Origin of the sequence: Cytobacillus sp. SAFR-174, from assembly GCF_051964675.1 — a bacterium.
GTDB lineage: Bacteria > Bacillota > Bacilli > Bacillales > Cytobacillaceae > Cytobacillus.
The window spans coordinates 134386-150825 of sequence record NZ_JBQCMZ010000008.1; the positions used below are offsets into that span (position 1 = coordinate 134386).

Sequence of the window (16440 nt, forward strand, 5' to 3'; positions counted from 1 at the left end):
AGATTTAAGACTCTAATCCCCATTTTTTAATAACAGATTTTTCAATGCGCTGGAATATGAATTGGTCAACAATCATTCCGATTGCCCCAATAATAATCATGACACCGATTACGATGTCCATTCTTCCAAAGTCTGAAGCATATCGAAGTGTGTAGCCCAATCCAGGTCCTGTGCTTAAAAGCTCACCAGCCATCAGAGCGCGCCAGGCAAATGCCCAGGCAAGGCGGGAGCCGGTTACTACATAAGGAATGGATGCCGGAAAAATGACTCGTGTGAATAAATCAATTCCAGTCGCACCCATTGTCTGGGCTGCTTTGATATATAGGGGTGAAACATTTTTAATCCCTGTTCTCATATTCAGAGCCATAACAAATGTACCGCCGAGTATGGTCACAAAAATAACTGCCTTTTCATTTAAGCCGAACCACATGATCGCGATCGGCAGCCAGACGATGCTTGGTACACTTTGCAAAGCAAGAATGACAGCACCCAGTGTTTCATCAGCCGTTTTGGATTTCCCTAAAAGAATTCCAATCAGAGTCCCAATAATAAGGCTGATCGTTAAACCGACTGCAAGCCGCTTAAAGCTTGCGATTAAATCATAAATTAATGTTTTATCCTGAAACCCTTCAACCAGGGCATTGAATACACTGGATAGAGAAGGGAAAATCAGAGGATGCCAGAGCTCAAGCCGTGATCCAATTTCCCAGAAGGCAATGATGGCTGCAAAAAATATGATCCGTTTAATGGCTGTTTGCATATTGGAGCTCCTCACTGACAACTTTATCAATTTCCTTTTTCAGGTATTTCATAATGTGATCCTCAATTTCGAGCATTTCTTTTTTGTGGTCCTCACGGGGTCTGGGAATATCAACGATTATATCCTGTAATATAATTCCCGGCTTTGTCCCCATTACAATGATCCGGTCTGAAAGTTTAATAGATTCTGAGATGCTGTGAGTAACAAAAAGAATCGTTTTCTTCGTCTCAGTCCAAATGTTCTCCAGCTGTCCGTGCAATCGAGAACGAGTCTGTTCATCAAGAGCTCCGAATGGTTCATCCATTAGAAGTGTTTCAGGGTTCATAGCAAGTGCTCTTGCGATCGCCACCCTCTGCTGCATTCCTCCTGAAAGCTCATGAGGATAATGGGATATATATTTTCCCAGCTGAACCATTTGCAGATACTTTAGTGCCGTTTCCTCTGCATCCTTTTTCTTCATTTCTTTTTTCAGGGGAAACGTGACATTTTCCATGACTGTCAGCCACGGGAATAAAGCTGCCTGCTGGAAAACCATTCCCCTGTCTTTCCCGGGTTTTGTTATGGTTTTTCCATCGATTTGAATGTTGCCTGAAGTTGTTTTAGTTAATCCTGCAACAATTGATAGAAGTGTTGACTTTCCGCATCCTGAAGGTCCTAAAATCGAGACAAATTGCCCTTTTTCAACCGATAGATTAATATCTTTCAGGACGTCAACAGGCCGATTTTCTTTATCGCTATATTGTTTATTTACATCGTTTATCTCAATGAACATTCAAAATCACCTATTCCTATAAATCTCATTAATTTACTCGGATTACTTGTAATTATAATGTATTCACTTTGCATGTCAACCTTTACAGCAAATATTTTTAAAAATGGGCATAATCAAATAAAAAGCCTCCTCCATATAGGAGGAAGCATTTGTTTCACAATTTAATTTCTTCTATTTTAGATAAAGCGATCAGCTCTTCCACTTTTGCTGACTCACCGCTTTGAAAAAGCTCTATGATCCTGCTCCCAACAATTACCCCGTCACAATGTTTATTCATTTCTACTACATGCTCAGGCTCGGAAATTCCGAAGCCTGCCAATACCGGGATCGGACTTACCTCTTTAACTCTTTCCAAATGCTTTCCGAGCTCACCTTTGAACCCTTTTCTTGCACCTGTGATTCCATTTACAGTAACCGCATATAAAAAGCCTTTCCCCTTGGCTGCAATCTCCTGTATTCTCTCTAATGGACTGGTAAGAGTCACAAGACGGATAATCTCGATTCCGGCTTTCTCAGCAATCGGCGCAATAATTTCCTCTTCCTCTGCAGGAAGATCAGGCAAGATTAGGCCGTCCACCCCTGATGCCGAGGCATCAGAAATAAAGTTGCCAATGCCATATGCCATGATCGGATTCATATATGTCATAAAAATAAGTGGAATATGAACAATTGGCCGGATTTCCGCAATTGCAGCTAATACGCCCCTAAGTGTTGTTCCGGCTTCTAATGCCCGAATGCCTGCCTGCTGGATTACCGGCCCATCTGCGACCGGATCCGAAAAGGGAATCCCGATCTCAATAGCTGTTGCTCCCGCTTTTTCGAGGAATGTAATTTTCTCTGCCAGTGTCTCCAAGCCTCCATCACCGGCCATAATATATGGCACAAACGCTTTTTCATTGTTTTGCTTTAGGTTCTGAAAAACTTTTTCAATCCGGTTCATTTTCCTTTCCCTCCTAATCTTGCTCTCACAGTTTCTACATCTTTGTCCCCTCTGCCGGATAGACAGATAACAAGACCTTCATCTTTATTCATTTGCGGTGCAAGCTTTAATGCATAGGCAATCGCATGGGAGCTTTCTAAAGCAGGAATAATGCCTTCCAGCTTGCATAATAGCTGTAATGCCTCTAGCGCCTCTTCATCTGTGATTGATTCATACTCGGCTCTTCCGCTGTCTTTCAAATAGCTGTGCTCGGGGCCTACTCCAGGGTAATCCAGGCCTGCTGAAATGGAATGGGCTTCCTGAATCTGTCCGTGTTCATCCTGCAGCAAATACATTAATGCTCCATGAAGAACTCCGGGCGTTCCTTTTGTTAAAGAGGCAGCATGTTTTTCAGTATCTGTTCCCAATCCTGCTGCTTCCACCCCAATCATGCGGACCGTTTCATCTTTAATGAAAGGATAGAACATGCCCATTGAATTGCTGCCGCCGCCAATGCAGGCTACAACTGCATCAGGGAGTTTCCCTTCTTTTTCAAGATACTGCTCCTTTGTTTCATTTCCGATCACACTTTGGAAATCCCGGACAATCATTGGAAAAGGATGCGGGCCCATGACTGAACCCAGAATGTAATGGGTATCCTCGACATTTGTCACCCAGTAGCGGAGGGCTTCGTTGACTGCATCTTTAAGTGTGGCACTTCCTGATTGCACACCTACAACCTTCGCTCCAAGCAGCTCCATTCTGAAGACGTTCAGCTGCTGTCTCCTGATATCCTCTTCACCCATAAAAATAATGCATTCAAGATTTAAAAGCGCACAGGCAGTTGCTGTTGCAACTCCATGCTGCCCTGCCCCCGTCTCAGCTACGATTTTTCTTTTGCCCATTCGCTGTGCCAATAGAGCCTGGCCAAGTGAGTTGTTGATTTTATGGGCTCCTGTATGGTTCAAATCTTCCCTTTTAAGATAGATCTTCGCACCACCGGCATATTTTGTGAGGTTTTCTGCAAAATACAAAGGAGTTTCTCTTCCGACATAGTCTTTCAGCAAACCTTGAAGTTCCCTTTTAAAACTTTGATCAGCTTGCGCTTTCTTATACTCCTCCTCCAATTCAAGAATGGCCTGCATAAGTGTCTCAGGCACGTACCTGCCTCCGTATGTCCCAAAATGACCCCGTTCATCAGGCAATGTATAAGCTGCATTCATTTTACTTCCTCCCTCTCCACTCGTTTAGCGTTATCTATGAATCTTTTTATTTTCTCGGGATCTTTCTTCCCTGCCGTTTCAACCCCGCTGCTTACATCAACCATATAAGGATTGGCGGCTTTAATCCCTTCCCCCACATTTTCAGGATTGAGCCCTCCTGCGAGGATGATTTTTTTATCATGCATTGAATTTTTGTTTAGAATCGACCAATCAAACGATACCCCGCTGCCCCCCCGATATTTTCCTTTTGGACTATCAAGAAGAACATATTCACATGCATATTCATCCAGTTTAGATAGATCATCTGGTGAGCCAATGCTCAAGGCTTTTATAACCGGTAAAGAGAATGAGCTGCAAAATTCCGGCGTTTCATCTCCATGAAGCTGTATGACATTGATCCCTGAAATACTGGCTATTTCCTCAATGTTTTCTTTCGTTTCATTCACAAATACTCCGACTTTTAAAACGTCCCCGGGAAGCTCTTTAATTATTTCGCCTGCTGCCTCGGGTGTAATTTTTCTTTTGCTTTCAGCAAACACAAATCCCAGGGCACCCGCACCGCTGTCTATCGCAAAAAGTGCCGTGCTTATATCACTAATTCCGCAAACCTTCACCTTCATTGTCTGACAGCCCCCTGCAAAGGAAGCTTCATGGCCTTCAAAAGCCCTTCCAGGTTCTCTGCTTTCATAAATGCTTCTCCGACAAGAATTGCGTTTGCTCCTGCTGCAATGACACGCCGCACATCGTCTTCCGACTTAATTCCGCTCTCGCTGATCAGAAATTTTCCCGCTTTCTTTATTAGCGGCGCCAGTTTTTCTGTTACACTCAGATCTACTGCAAAGGTTTTTAAATTCCGGTTGTTGACTCCGATCAGCTGTACCCCGGTTTTTAGCGCGATTTCCAGTTCTTCTTCATTATGAACCTCCATTAATACTTCAAGGCCTTCACCCTCAGCAAAATCAAAAAGCTCTTGAAGCCGTTCTGCATCCATGGCAGCAGCAATGAGTAAAATCAGGTTTGCCCCTGATGCTTTTGCCTTTAAGATTTGCACCTCGTCTACAATGAAGTCTTTGCAGAGAATAGGAAGGTCGACTGTCTCTCTGACAGCTGAAAGATCAGCGAAGCTGCCTTTAAAAAACCTAGTATCTGTTAAAACGGAAATCGCATCCGCACCATACTTTTTATAAAATAATGCCTGGTCTTTCGGATTTTGTCCGGTATTGATATCGCCCTTTGATGGTGAGGCTCTTTTGAATTCAGCAATCACAGCCAGTTCGCTGCCTGACGCAAGCCTTTTAATAAATGAGCGTTTGCTTCCGGTTTCTTGAGCATCTATAATCTCCTGTTTCAGCACAATGACTTCTTTTCTTTTTTCAGCCAGAATTTGATCTAAAATTGTTCCCACTTATATCACCTCTTTATGGATGCTTCTGCTTGCCTCAATTAACTGATGAAGCTTTTGTAAGGCAGCTCCTGAATCAATGCTTTCTTTTGCTGCATTTATCCCATCTTGAAATGTTGCCGCCTTGCCTCCTGTAAAGATTCCAATGCCGGCATTAAGAAGGACTGTATCTCTTCTCGCTCCCTTTTCTCCCTTCAGGACACTCATAAGAATTTCAGCATTTTCCCTGGAATCTCCCCCTCTGATCGCCTCATTGCTGCAGACGGATAGACCAACTTCCTCTGGATGGAGCACCTTTTTCGTTACCTTGCCGCCGGTAAGGATCGCCAGATGATTTTCCCCCTGCAGAGATGCCTCATCCATAAACCCTGCACCATTTAAAACAACTGCACGCTTTCTTCCCAAAGTTTTTAGGACCTCTGCAAACATTTCGATATAATCCCTCCGGTAAATCCCGAGAAGCTGATGATCAAGCTCAACCGGATTGGTTAATGGCCCTATCAAATTGAAAGTTGTCGGTATTCTCAAATCCTTGCGCACCTTCATGATTCTTTTAATGTTCGGATGGACATGAGGGGCGAAAAGAAAGGCAATCCCGATTTCCTCCAATATTTCCTCCGTGCGCTCAGGCGGGTGATTTAGATTAATTCCCAAATGCTCCAGAACATCGGCACTGCCTGTTTTGCTGGAAACACTTCGGTTGCCGTGCTTAGCAACAGGAATTCCGGCACCTGCAATCACAAAGGCCGAAGTGGAGCTGATATTAAAGCTGCTTGAACCATCTCCTCCTGTACCGCAATTATCCAAAACATTAGGAATCTTCTTACTAAATGAAAGAGATTTATCCCTCAACGCTTTTACGATGCCTGAAATTTCTTCAACTGTTTCCCCTTTTGTTTTAAGGCTCACCATAAATGCCGCAATCTCACTGTCCGTAACATCCTGGGCAAATAAATTGTCCATTGCTTCCTTCATTTCTGCCTCTGTCAATGACTCCCGTTCAGATAACCTCTGCAGTATTGTTTTCACTCTTTTCTTCCCTCCTGATTGTTTGTAGAAAGTTTTCCAAAATCCTTTTTCCAAGGTCTGTTCCTACTGACTCCGGATGGAACTGCAAGCCGTATAAAGGATAGACTTCATGTTTGATTGCCATTATTTCATTGTCATCCATTGACCGGGCCAAAACCTTAAAGCTGCCAGGCAGCGTTCCTGACTGAATTATTAAGGAATGATAACGCATGATGCTTATTGGCTGCGGCATGTATTGAAACAGCTGTGAGCCGTTGTGCTTCAGGTTAGACACCTTGCCATGCATAATTTTCTTCGCTTTTTCAATCTTTGCCCCAAAGGCATAGCCGATTGCCTGATGGCCAAGGCAAATGCCCAGGATAGGGAGCTTCCTGTAAAATTGCTGAATAACTTCAACAATGACTCCCGCTTGTTCCGGCCGTCCCGGTCCAGGGGAAAGAACAATGGCATCGGGATTCAATTTTTCGATTTCTTCGACTGTTATCTGATCATTCCTTACAACTTTAATTTCCTGTCCCAGCTCACCAAGATATTGATAAAGGTTAAATGTGAATGAATCATAATTATCAATCAGCAGAATCATTTTTTGTCCTCCAAAAATGCTTTTAATTTATGAAGTGTTTCTTCGTACTCTTTTTCAGGGATGGAGTCATGCACGATGCCTGCCCCAGCTTGTATATAGGCGTATCCATCTTTAATCACCATTGTTCTGATTGCCAGTGCGAAATCCATATTGCCATTCCCGGAAAAATAGCCCACTGCTCCTGAGTAAATTCCTCTTTTCACGGTTTCAAGTTCATTGATGATTTCCATTGCTCTAATTTTGGGAGCACCTGAAACCGTTCCGGCAGGCAGACACGCTATTAAGGCATCAATCGATGTATGTGGATTTTTCAGCCTGCCTCCAACTTCGGATACAAGGTGCATGACGTGCTTATATCTCTCAATTATCATGTTTTTTTCTATAGTGACCGATCCGAATTCGCAGACACGGCCAAGATCATTTCTGCCCAGATCGAGCAGCATCCTGTGTTCGGCAAGCTCCTTTTCATCTTCTATCAGGTCCCTTTCAAGCTGTAAGTCTTCCTCTTCTGTCTTGCCTCTTGGCCTTGTTCCAGCAATTGGGTTTGTGATTACTTTGTTTCCTGCTGCTTTTATAAGGCTTTCAGGCGATGCCCCTGCAACTGCATATTCATCAAAATCAAGATAGTACATATATGGGGAAGGATTTTGCACTCGTAACTTCCGGTAAAATGCGAAAGGATCTCCAGTCAATTCTGCCTTTAGCCTCTGAGAAAGCACCACCTGAAAAATATCACCCTCTTCTATATAAGATTTGGCTTTATTTACCTTTTCAACGAAGTCTTCTTTAGATATGGAAGCTTTGAAAGCTGATAGTGTGGCTTCTTCTGATTCAGGTCCCGCTGTCCCCTTTTGGATTTCGGCCTTTCTTTTCTTTATTTTTTCACGCAGCTGAGATTCATCTGTTTCTTCCAGTAAAGGCATGGCTACGAGATATACCTTTTGCTCCAGATGATCGAAAACTGCCACTTCCTCAAAAAACATAAGGTGGACATCCGGTACATTCAGCTCATCATAAGGAATCGTCCCGATATCTTCGTATTGTCTGATGACATCATAGCCTGCATAGCCAACAGCTCCTCCACAAAATGGGAACTGTTCAAAGGGGTGATGTTTCTGCTCCGGCATCAGCCTTCTTACCGCATCAAGCGGCTTTTCAGCAAAAACTTCTGTTTTTCCCCTGGCAGTAACAGCTGTCCGGTTTCCTTCTCCTTTTAATTCCATCACGGGATCTGCACCAATAAAGGAATACCTTCCCGATTTTTCATGCTTTAGCGAGCTTTCTAACAGAAATTTTTTTCTGCCGCTCATTCTCTGAAAGATTGAAATTGGCGTTAATGTGTCACCCTCCAGCTCTTCGATTATATAAGTCCCATCTAATGTTGGTTTCAATATATCTCTCCTCCAGTTCTTTAAGGAAAATAAAAAAAGTCCCCTATACCCACAGCAGCTGCAGGTATAGAGGACGTGTCTTGTGAACGTGGTGCCACCTCTTTTTAGAGCAAAAAAAGCTGCTCCCTTTTTCGGGTACGGAAATAAGTCGATACCCTATCCTTTTAACGGCGGAAACCCGTGCTTCCCTACTATCGTTCAGGAAGCCTCTCGCAAGTCCATTCGAATGACGTTCCGTACCGGGCTCTCACCTTTCCCCAGCTCTCTTAGACGGATCTCCATCAATCTACTCCTCTTGCTTAGCGATTTAAAGTATTAAAGTTATATAAAAATAAAAAGGGCTCCCCGTCTAAAAAGGACGAGAAACCCGTGGTGCCACCTTTGTTAGCTGATCAATCAGCTCACTTAACAGATATCAAAGCGAAAATCGCCTGAATATCTGTCCCTTGTAACGATGAGACCGTTCGCCAAAGCCTACTGCTTAAAAAAGGTTCGGTTTGGAGGCTCGAAAGTCCATTCACTGCTGTTTCCACACTGATTTGCACCAACCATCAGCTCTCTTTAGCTTCACCAGCAGTTACTACTCTTTGTCATTGCCGATCGATATATTGCTTATTATACTATTCCGATAAATGAAAAATGTCAAGGGGAAAAATTCATTTTTTATAATAATGCTTTTTCAAGCTTTTCTCTCCACACATCTGCAAGCTCCTCAATCCGCAGCAGTTCTTCTATAGCTTTAAGGTTTCTTCGGTCATGGAACATGATAAAATTCCCTTTCAGAACCGATACACTTTCCTGCTTCCTTTCTTCAAGCTTTAGTACGCTGTCTGCTGTTACAGTTCCTTCTTTCAGCACTCTGAAAAAGTAGCCTGTGAAGCATGTTTCCACCATTCTTCCTAAAAGCTGATCTTCTCCGTTATGCTTTGATATTGTGGAGCATGGGATACGCCCCTGTGTTATTTGGATGACAGATTTCCCCAGTGAAAAGGTGTCACCTATAAAAACATCCTTCTCCTGCATATTTACCGCACAAATATTTTCACCAAATGACGGTGGAGAGAATGACTTTTTAAATTCTTTCTCCCACATCCCGTAATGTTCGTAAGGATATAGGCACACTGCACGGTCTGGACCGCCATGAAAATCAGTATTTGCCACTCCATCCCCCATAAAACCTTCCTTCGCTAGAAACACACTGTGGATTTTTTCTTTGCCGATTCCCGATATTTCCTCTTTGTTATTCCACCTGTGCTTTTTTGGCTTTCCAATGCTTAAGGAAATAATCTCCCTCACATAATTCCCTCCCCGTGTTCGTTTTCTTTATAGTGTAACGGTTTCTTTTTAGGATATCGAAACAAATTTTTCCAGAATTTGAACTTTCCCATAAAAAGACAAAGCTTTTTCTAGTTAGTTTTTCTTCATTTAGCCCATATTAAGACTAGTTTGATTAACGAAAAGGAAGGTCAGAAATATGGAGCACATTGAAAATTTACAATCTGTAAATTCCAAAGCTAAAAAGAAGTCAGGTGATGATGTTCATAACCAAAAATGGGCCATACTTTCACTTTCTTCAATTCCTCTCGTTATGACACTTGGGAATTCCATGCTGATTCCCGTTCTGCCGGCGATGGAAAATAAACTAAATATTTCTGCATTCCAATCCAGCATGATTATTACCGTATACAGTATTGTAGCCATTATTTTGATTCCAATTGCAGGCTTTTTATCCGATCATATCGGCCGTAAAAAAGTAATTATACCAAGTCTTCTCATTGCAGGAATTGGCGGGCTGATCTCTGGATGGGCGGCATGGAAAATGGCAGATGCTTATTGGATCATATTAGCCGGGAGGGCATTGCAGGGTGTTGGGGCAGCAGGTGCGGCACCAATTGTTATGCCCTTGGTCGGGGATATGTTTAAAAATGACGATGATGTCAGCAGCTCCCTTGGCCTAATTGAAACTTCCAACACTTTTGGAAAAGTTTTATCACCTATACTTGGTGCTTTTCTGGCAGGGTTTATATGGTTTTTACCGTTTTTTTCATTTCCAGTTTTTTGTACCATTTCAATCCTGCTGGTTTTCTTCCTTGTAAAAACGCCAAATAAAAGAGAAGAACCTCTACCGCTGAAGAAGTTTTGGAGCAATATTAAGGATACCTTTAAAAACAATGGAAAATGGCTTTATGCTATTTTCCTGATAGGTGCTATTCTCATGTTTGTGCTTTTTGGGATCCTTTTTTATTTATCTGATGTGCTTGAAAAGACATACGGTATTAAAGATGTTAAAAAAGGGCTTCTGCTGGCTGTCCCGCTTGGCGCACTCTGCCTTTCATCCTATCTGACAGGCAAAAAAATAAAAGAAAATAAAATACTGATGAAGTGGATCATATTTTTAGGATCAGTGCTTGTGGCAGCTGCCACTGCAATCTTAAGCTTTTCAAACAATATGTGGTTTATGATCAGCATGTTCCTGTTTGCCGGAATTGGCATAGGAGTTGCACTGCCTTCATTGGACGCGTTGATTACGGAGGGAATTGCAAAAGAGGAACGTGGAACCATTACTTCGCTATACAGTTCAATGCGGTTTATCGGGGTTGCCGGCGGCCCGCCTGCCATTGCTATTCTGATGAAGCACTCTGATCAAGGGCTCTTTTATATTTTAAGCGGAATAACCATTCTTGCTGCCATTGCAGCCATTTTAGCAATCAAACCTGAAGCAAATGACAGCTGAAAAAATCCGTATCGTTCCATGACGATACGGATTTCTTTATTTAAAATGCTGCTGTACAAAACAAGTTACAACCTGATTGAATAGCTGCCACTTTTTAGTTGGCACCTGATGGGATACGCCTTTGATTATGGCTGCCTGAAAGCTGACATATCTTCTATAGCTCCTTATATGCTGATTAACAAAATCTCTTGAGCCATAAATAAGGAGAAGTGGGACACTTAAGTTCCTAAGGCGGTCGGTGCAGGAATAGTGAAGTGATCTATCATAAAATTGAAACCACATGGTGTGATTTGCTTTTTTCATATGCTCCAGAATCTCGTCTCTGACTTTTTTATCTTTTGTATGGCTCGATGCTATTACATACTGCAGAAAACCTGGAAAGTGCTTCACAAAGTACATCCCCAGAATATGCTCATATTTGAAGGTTTCCGATAACACCTCTGGAAACCCGCCTGAGAGAATGACACCAAGTGTTCTTTCCGGATATGAAAGGGCAAACTCCTGAGCAATTATGCCGCCTGATGAATAGCCCAGAATAACAGCTTTTTCAATATCCAAGTGGTCTAATACAGCTTTTATCTCTTCTGCATATCCTTGTATAGTTACTGTTTTTTCCGGGCCAGCAGAATCTCCATTCCCGCTTAAATCAGGAAAAATCACCTGAAAATGCTCTGCCAGGAGGCCTTGATAATAAAATACCTTTCTTCCCATAGCGGGAGGATGTATAAAGAGGATCGGCACACCCTTGCCCATTGTTTCATAAAAAATCTTTGTATCCTCATAAATAAATGCCGGCAATTGAATCGTCCTTTCCTTTGACAAAACATAGATGGCTTTATGCGGAACGTTATACCTTTAAGGTTCAAACTAAATGGTACTGTGCTGCCATTTTAGTATTGCACGACAGGCCAAGAATCATTATGGGATGTTTAAGCGAGATCTGCATATACTATAATTGATCATGCGATTCTGCTTATTTCCGTGACTTTCTGAGACGTATATGATATCCTTTAATTAAGAATATGAATAAAAAAAACGACCGCAGGTGTTGCCGCACCCACGGTCATTCGCAATAGTCGTTCCCTTAGGGGATCGGCCTGTCAAAGACGTAGACCTCTCCCTCAATTGTCAGATCAAGGGAGGTCTATTTTTTATGGTTAAAAGTCATGACAGCAATGATCAGACTAGAAAAAGAAATCATCATCATGATCGATTCGAAAACTGTCAAAGGCATCACCCCCTTTCAAATACGGGGCTAGCCGACCACCCTTGAGAAACTCCCATTGCTTCTTTATTATAACACAATCCTGTCCATTTAGTCGAACGCATGTTCTATTTTAAACAAATTGATTCTTCTTTCCTATTTTTTCAAATCTTTTTGATCTGCAGATTTCCTTTGAAGATATCCATGAAGAAAACCCATCTCCTGATTAAGCAAATACTCCATATCCTCCAGCTGCTGCTCAGCAATTAACTGAGGATTGCCTCCCCATTCCACGCTATGGATAAAATAATAATTTTTTATTCTTTTAAAAATAATGATTGCTTCAGGAAAACAGTCAAAGAACCCCTTTACCTGATTTCTCCTCATATAACTCCATCTAATCAGTTCCATGATATCAGCCTTTTTAATATTCCTTTACCCTGGAAAACATGGATTCATGTTCTGCATGCAAAAAAACTGCCGAAAATGGCAGTTTTGAAATTATTCTTTAAGCCTTGGTTTGGCCGGGTCACATTTTGGCTTTTCAGACTGAGTAGACTCGGCAAGCTTTGAGAGGTAATAGCATTCTTCACGGTACATATGATCAGCCATTAAAGCTGCAAATGTACCCAATGCCTCTTTGCTTAATTCAAGCTCCTCAATTTCATTGAGGAAGTTCATAAAAAGAGTCATTTCCAGCGTAACATCGCTGTTAAACTTTTGAAGGGCGGGGAATGATTCAACATTAGTCCGAAGGAAGCCGGACATTTCTACGGCCTTTAAATAAAATGCTTCAAAATCCTTTGTATAGCCATCACTGATTTTCTTAATTTTCTTCTCAACACGTTCTATATTGTCCGATATGGCACCTGCATGGCCAGCTGCATCCAGAAGCCAGATTAAATGGTGATGGAGCTCATGAAATACAGGCGGGGCTTCCCCCTTTTTTAAATATTGAAGGACAAGCATATATTCCTCAAGCTCATTGACCATATGGTTAATAAATACCGGGCCAAGATGAATGGATATTTTCCCTATCAAATGACGTTCAATCAGGTTCAATTTAAATTCCCGCAGCTTCTTAGCTTCCTGTTCCGCCCTCCGGCTCAATTGCTCCAGATTATCCACTCCAACCCTTCCTAATAGCTGGTCAAAGGTCTGTATAAAGTAATTTGCCCGTTCAATGCTGTCTTTTTCCTTTGGTGATAATGAATCATGTATAAAGCGTGCATGATCACCCAAAATCTGCAGCCAAAACCCGTGTTCAAATTTTGCAGCATTTTCAAATTCAGCAGCCAAGTATATCTCCCCTTTCAAGCGTACTCATAAAAACATATCAGAAACCAGCTGAAATTATGCCTAAGCACTAACTTCAATTATGGATCGGCAACTTAGTTTTTAAGAGCAAAAGGGAAATTGAAAAGCAGATATCCTAAAGCGATTTTTCCATCATTACCTGACCAACCTTTTTTTCGAATCCTAATTCAAGTAAAGCTTTTGAGGAGGGATTGGAAACAGAGATATTAACTGCAGTGAAATCAATAGATTCATCCGCATCCATGAACAGACTGCCGAGAATGCTTTCCGTCATTTTTTCATAGTTATTTCCATTATTGAACCTTAACTGATAGATGATGATGCGGTCTGTTCGTCCTCCCGCTTTCAGTATTCTTTTGTATAAAATATAGCCAATCGCTTTTCCGTCGTCATTTAATAGCACAGCAGCTTCTCCGTGTTTTACACTTTGCCACTGGCACTGCCAGGCAGCGGTGGTATCATAAAAGCTAAGTGACTGCAGCTGTTCAGGATATAACCTTTTAATGGAAAAGGGGTTTTCCTTTAATAAGCCCAGTTCGTTATTTGGAAGCTTCTTGTTTAAATAAAGCAAGTGATCGGTAATCACATAGCCGGCTTTTTTGTAGAGCTTAATCGCTCTCTCATTTTCTTCAATTGCTTCAAGAACAGCGGTGTGGGCTTTTTCAGCTCTATAGATGCTAATTACCTCTTCCATCATTGCTGCAGAGAGTCCTTTTCCGCGGAATTCCGGGGCGATTCCAGTGCCTCCGTTCCAGGCTATTTTTCTGCCGTTAATCTCCCGGAATCCATTCATTATGATTCCGCAAGGTTCTCCGTGCATAAATACAATAATCGACTTTTCAGGAGAAAGACCCTCAGATATCATTCGGTTAACAAATGCCTGAAGATCCATCTTAATGGGAACTATATAGCCTTCAAAGCCTTTGTTCCAGGCTGTCAGCGCCTCCTCCAGGGTGCACTGGGAAAGTCTTTTTATTTTCATAGCCGCTCTCCTTCATGTTTTTAAATTTTTGATTGTTATTTATGTTTGTTCCCTCTTTTAATTACAATGATAATGGCCATGTAATTACACCTCCATTTTAAATAGACTGGATAGTTTATTTATTATCAAAAAAATATATAGACTTATGAGTTTATTTTTATTAAAGCATTTATTTTCAGTTTTTTCAATCTATTTTAGAAGGATTTTCTAAAATAAAAGCCGATACATCAAGTACCGGCTTTTGTTCATACATTATTTATTTGCAGGCTTTTTCAGGATTCCAATAAGAACAGCGGACAAAAGAGCACCTGCTATTATTCCTGCAAGGTAAATTCCCCATGGCCCATCAACTAGAGGGACGACAAAGACTCCGCCATGAGGCGCCCTTAATCCGATTCCAGCCATCATTGAAATTGCACCTGCCAAGGCAGACCCTGCCATGATGGATGGGATAACACGCAATGGATCTGCAGCTGCAAAAGGGATTGCGCCTTCAGTAATAAACGAAAATCCCATAATGTAGTTTGCTTTTCCTGCATCCTGTTCCTGTTTAGTAAATCTATTTTTAAATAAAGTTGTGGCAAGGGCGATGGCAAGTGGCGGAACCATACCCGCAGCCATGATTGCGGCCATCGGTTCATATACTCCATTTGCAAGAAGCCCTGTACCAAAAACGTATGCTGATTTATTAACCGGGCCGCCCATATCAAATGCCATCATCAGTCCCAGCACTGCCCCCAGCAGGACAGCATTTCCAGTGCCGAGGCCTGAAAGCCACTCGGTGATAGCAGAATTTAATGCGCCAACTGGTTTGTTCACAACATAAAGCATCAGCAATCCTGTGATAGCAATTCCAAAGAGCGGATAAAGCAAAATCGTTTTAATTCCTTCAAGAGATGAAGGCAGGCCGGCAAAAACTTTTTTTAACCCAACTACCACATAACCAGCAAGGAAGCCGGCAATGATGCCGCCAAGGAATCCTGCGCCTCCAGATGCTGCCATCATCCCTCCGACTGCACCTGCAGCAAATCCAGGGCGATCAGCAATACTCATGGCAATGAAGGCTCCAAGGATTGGAACGATTAATCCAAACGCATTTCCCCCGCCAATCGTCATCAGTGCTTCAGCGATAGGATGATACGACGGATCATTAGGATCTGCTGCTTTATATCCGAACATAAAGGAAATGGCAATCAGGATCCCCCCGCCCACAACAAATGGAAGCATATTGGATACACCATTCATTAAATGCTTATATATACCGGCTTTTTGCTCTTTTTGATTTCCAGAGGATTCACCGCTGTCCGCATTTCCGCCCTTGTAAACAGGAGCATCCTGCTTAAGCGCTTTTTCAATAAGCTCCTGAGGTTTACGGATGCCATCAGCAACTGCCGTTTCAAGGACATGCTTTCCGCTGAATCGCTCCATTTCAACCTTGGTATCTGCCGCAACGATAATTGCTGCTGCATTCGCGATTTCCTCTGGTGTCAGAACGTTTTTAGCACCGCTTGAGCCATTGGTTTCAACTTTAATATCAACACCCATTTCAGCTGCCTTGGCCTTAAGTGAATCAGCTGCCATATAAGTATGGGCAATTCCTGTTGGGCAAGCTGTTACAGCCACAACAAATCGTTTGCTGTCAGCAATATTTTGGACTTCCTCTTCTTCAGTCCCGTCATAGCTGTCAATGATTTCAATAACTTCGTCCGCAGAAGCAGCATACTGAAGTTTTTTGCGTGCTTCCTCGTTCATTAATATCGATGAGAGCCTGGATAGAGCCTCCAAGTGTGTATTATTAGCTCCTTCCGGGGCTGCAATCATAAAAAATAAGTGTGCAGGCTGACCGTCAAGCGATTCATAATTTACGCCTTCTTCTGATTTGCCGAACGCAATAGCAGGTTCTTTGACCGCACCCGTTTTGGCATGAGGAATGGCAATTCCATCACCTATGCCTGTTGTGCTCTGTTCTTCCCTCTTTAAGATTGCATTCTTGAAGGCGTCCCGGTCATGAAGCTTTCCAGCTGCATCAAGCTTGTTTACCAATCCATTTATGGCATCCATTTTGCCTGTTCCGCTCAATGAGAGCAGAATCGTATCTCTTGTCAGTAATTCTGTTATTCTCAT

At 42.3% G+C, this 16440-nt stretch carries 17 protein-coding genes and 2 other annotated features; of the genes, 1 reads left to right on the top strand and 16 read right to left on the bottom strand.

Annotated elements, in window-relative coordinates:
- Positions 1-4 precede the first annotated feature (4 nt).
- The 10 genes from ACTHRG_RS10785 to ACTHRG_RS10830 form a co-directional block, all read right to left on the bottom strand.
- Positions 5-760 (bottom strand): ABC transporter permease, encoded by a 756-nt coding sequence (locus tag ACTHRG_RS10785; RefSeq protein WP_076259075.1) that lies wholly within the window; start codon positions 758-760, stop codon positions 5-7.
- A complete protein-coding gene (locus tag ACTHRG_RS10790; protein WP_076259073.1) occupies positions 744-1532 on the bottom strand; it encodes an ABC transporter ATP-binding protein in 789 nt (262 codons plus the stop codon). Before ACTHRG_RS10790 ends, ACTHRG_RS10785 begins: the two co-directional genes overlap by 17 nt.
- Positions 1533-1686: 154 nt before the next feature.
- Positions 1687-2472 (bottom strand): tryptophan synthase subunit alpha, encoded by a 786-nt coding sequence (gene trpA / locus ACTHRG_RS10795; protein WP_076259071.1) that lies wholly within the window; start codon positions 2470-2472, stop codon positions 1687-1689.
- Entirely contained in the window at positions 2469-3674 is a 1206-nt protein-coding gene (gene trpB / locus ACTHRG_RS10800) for a tryptophan synthase subunit beta (RefSeq protein ID WP_076259069.1), read from the bottom strand. Before trpB ends, trpA begins: the two co-directional genes overlap by 4 nt.
- Entirely contained in the window at positions 3671-4294 is a 624-nt protein-coding gene (locus ACTHRG_RS10805) for a phosphoribosylanthranilate isomerase (protein ID WP_076259067.1), read from the bottom strand. Before ACTHRG_RS10805 ends, trpB begins: the two co-directional genes overlap by 4 nt.
- Positions 4291-5079: an indole-3-glycerol phosphate synthase TrpC gene (trpC, locus tag ACTHRG_RS10810; RefSeq protein WP_076259064.1), complete on the bottom strand. Its 789-nt coding sequence runs from the start codon at positions 5077-5079 to the stop codon at positions 4291-4293. The genes ACTHRG_RS10805 and trpC overlap by 4 nt, the downstream gene beginning before the upstream one ends.
- Positions 5080-6105 (bottom strand): anthranilate phosphoribosyltransferase, encoded by a 1026-nt coding sequence (gene trpD / locus ACTHRG_RS10815; protein WP_076259061.1) that lies wholly within the window; start codon positions 6103-6105, stop codon positions 5080-5082.
- Positions 6077-6688 carry an anthranilate synthase component II gene (locus tag ACTHRG_RS10820; RefSeq protein ID WP_076259059.1) on the bottom strand — a complete coding sequence of 204 codons (612 nt, stop codon included), beginning with the start codon at positions 6686-6688 and terminating at the stop codon, positions 6077-6079. Before ACTHRG_RS10820 ends, trpD begins: the two co-directional genes overlap by 29 nt.
- Positions 6685-8079 carry an anthranilate synthase component I gene (gene trpE / locus ACTHRG_RS10825; protein ID WP_076259057.1) on the bottom strand — a complete coding sequence of 465 codons (1395 nt, stop codon included), beginning with the start codon at positions 8077-8079 and terminating at the stop codon, positions 6685-6687. Before trpE ends, ACTHRG_RS10820 begins: the two co-directional genes overlap by 4 nt.
- Positions 8080-8145: 66 nt before the next feature.
- Positions 8146-8391, bottom strand: a binding site (T-box leader).
- 39 nt (positions 8392-8430) lie between these two features.
- Positions 8431-8682: a binding site (T-box leader), on the bottom strand.
- A gap of 60 nt (positions 8683-8742) precedes the next feature.
- Complete coding sequence (locus ACTHRG_RS10830) at positions 8743-9375, bottom strand: MOSC domain-containing protein (protein ID WP_076259054.1); 633 nt, start codon at positions 9373-9375, stop codon at positions 8743-8745.
- A gap of 178 nt (positions 9376-9553) precedes the next feature.
- Between ACTHRG_RS10830 and ACTHRG_RS10835 the strand changes: the two genes are divergently transcribed.
- Entirely contained in the window at positions 9554-10813 is a 1260-nt protein-coding gene (locus tag ACTHRG_RS10835) for an MFS transporter (RefSeq protein WP_076259052.1), read from the top strand.
- A 36-nt stretch (positions 10814-10849) separates the two neighbouring features.
- Here ACTHRG_RS10835 and ACTHRG_RS10840 read toward each other — a convergent pair whose 3' ends face one another.
- From ACTHRG_RS10840 to ACTHRG_RS10865, 6 genes are all read right to left on the bottom strand, one after another.
- A complete protein-coding gene (locus tag ACTHRG_RS10840; RefSeq protein WP_175609107.1) occupies positions 10850-11611 on the bottom strand; it encodes an alpha/beta fold hydrolase in 762 nt (253 codons plus the stop codon).
- A gap of 346 nt (positions 11612-11957) precedes the next feature.
- Positions 11958-12047 (bottom strand): putative holin-like toxin, encoded by a 90-nt coding sequence (locus ACTHRG_RS10845; RefSeq protein ID WP_219993454.1) that lies wholly within the window; start codon positions 12045-12047, stop codon positions 11958-11960.
- A gap of 126 nt (positions 12048-12173) precedes the next feature.
- Positions 12174-12404, bottom strand: coding sequence for a hypothetical protein (locus ACTHRG_RS10850; RefSeq protein WP_083675352.1), 231 nt, complete (start codon positions 12402-12404; stop codon positions 12174-12176).
- A gap of 114 nt (positions 12405-12518) precedes the next feature.
- Entirely contained in the window at positions 12519-13316 is a 798-nt protein-coding gene (locus ACTHRG_RS10855) for a DUF2935 domain-containing protein (protein ID WP_076259045.1), read from the bottom strand.
- A 133-nt stretch (positions 13317-13449) separates the two neighbouring features.
- On the bottom strand, positions 13450-14316 hold the full coding sequence (locus ACTHRG_RS10860) for a GNAT family N-acetyltransferase (protein ID WP_076259042.1): 867 nt from the start codon (positions 14314-14316) through the stop codon (positions 13450-13452).
- A gap of 252 nt (positions 14317-14568) precedes the next feature.
- The gene (locus tag ACTHRG_RS10865; RefSeq protein WP_440231170.1) at positions 14569-16440 is read right to left on the bottom strand and encodes a PTS fructose transporter subunit IIABC; all 1872 of its coding nucleotides are present in this window, start codon (positions 16438-16440) and stop codon (positions 14569-14571) included.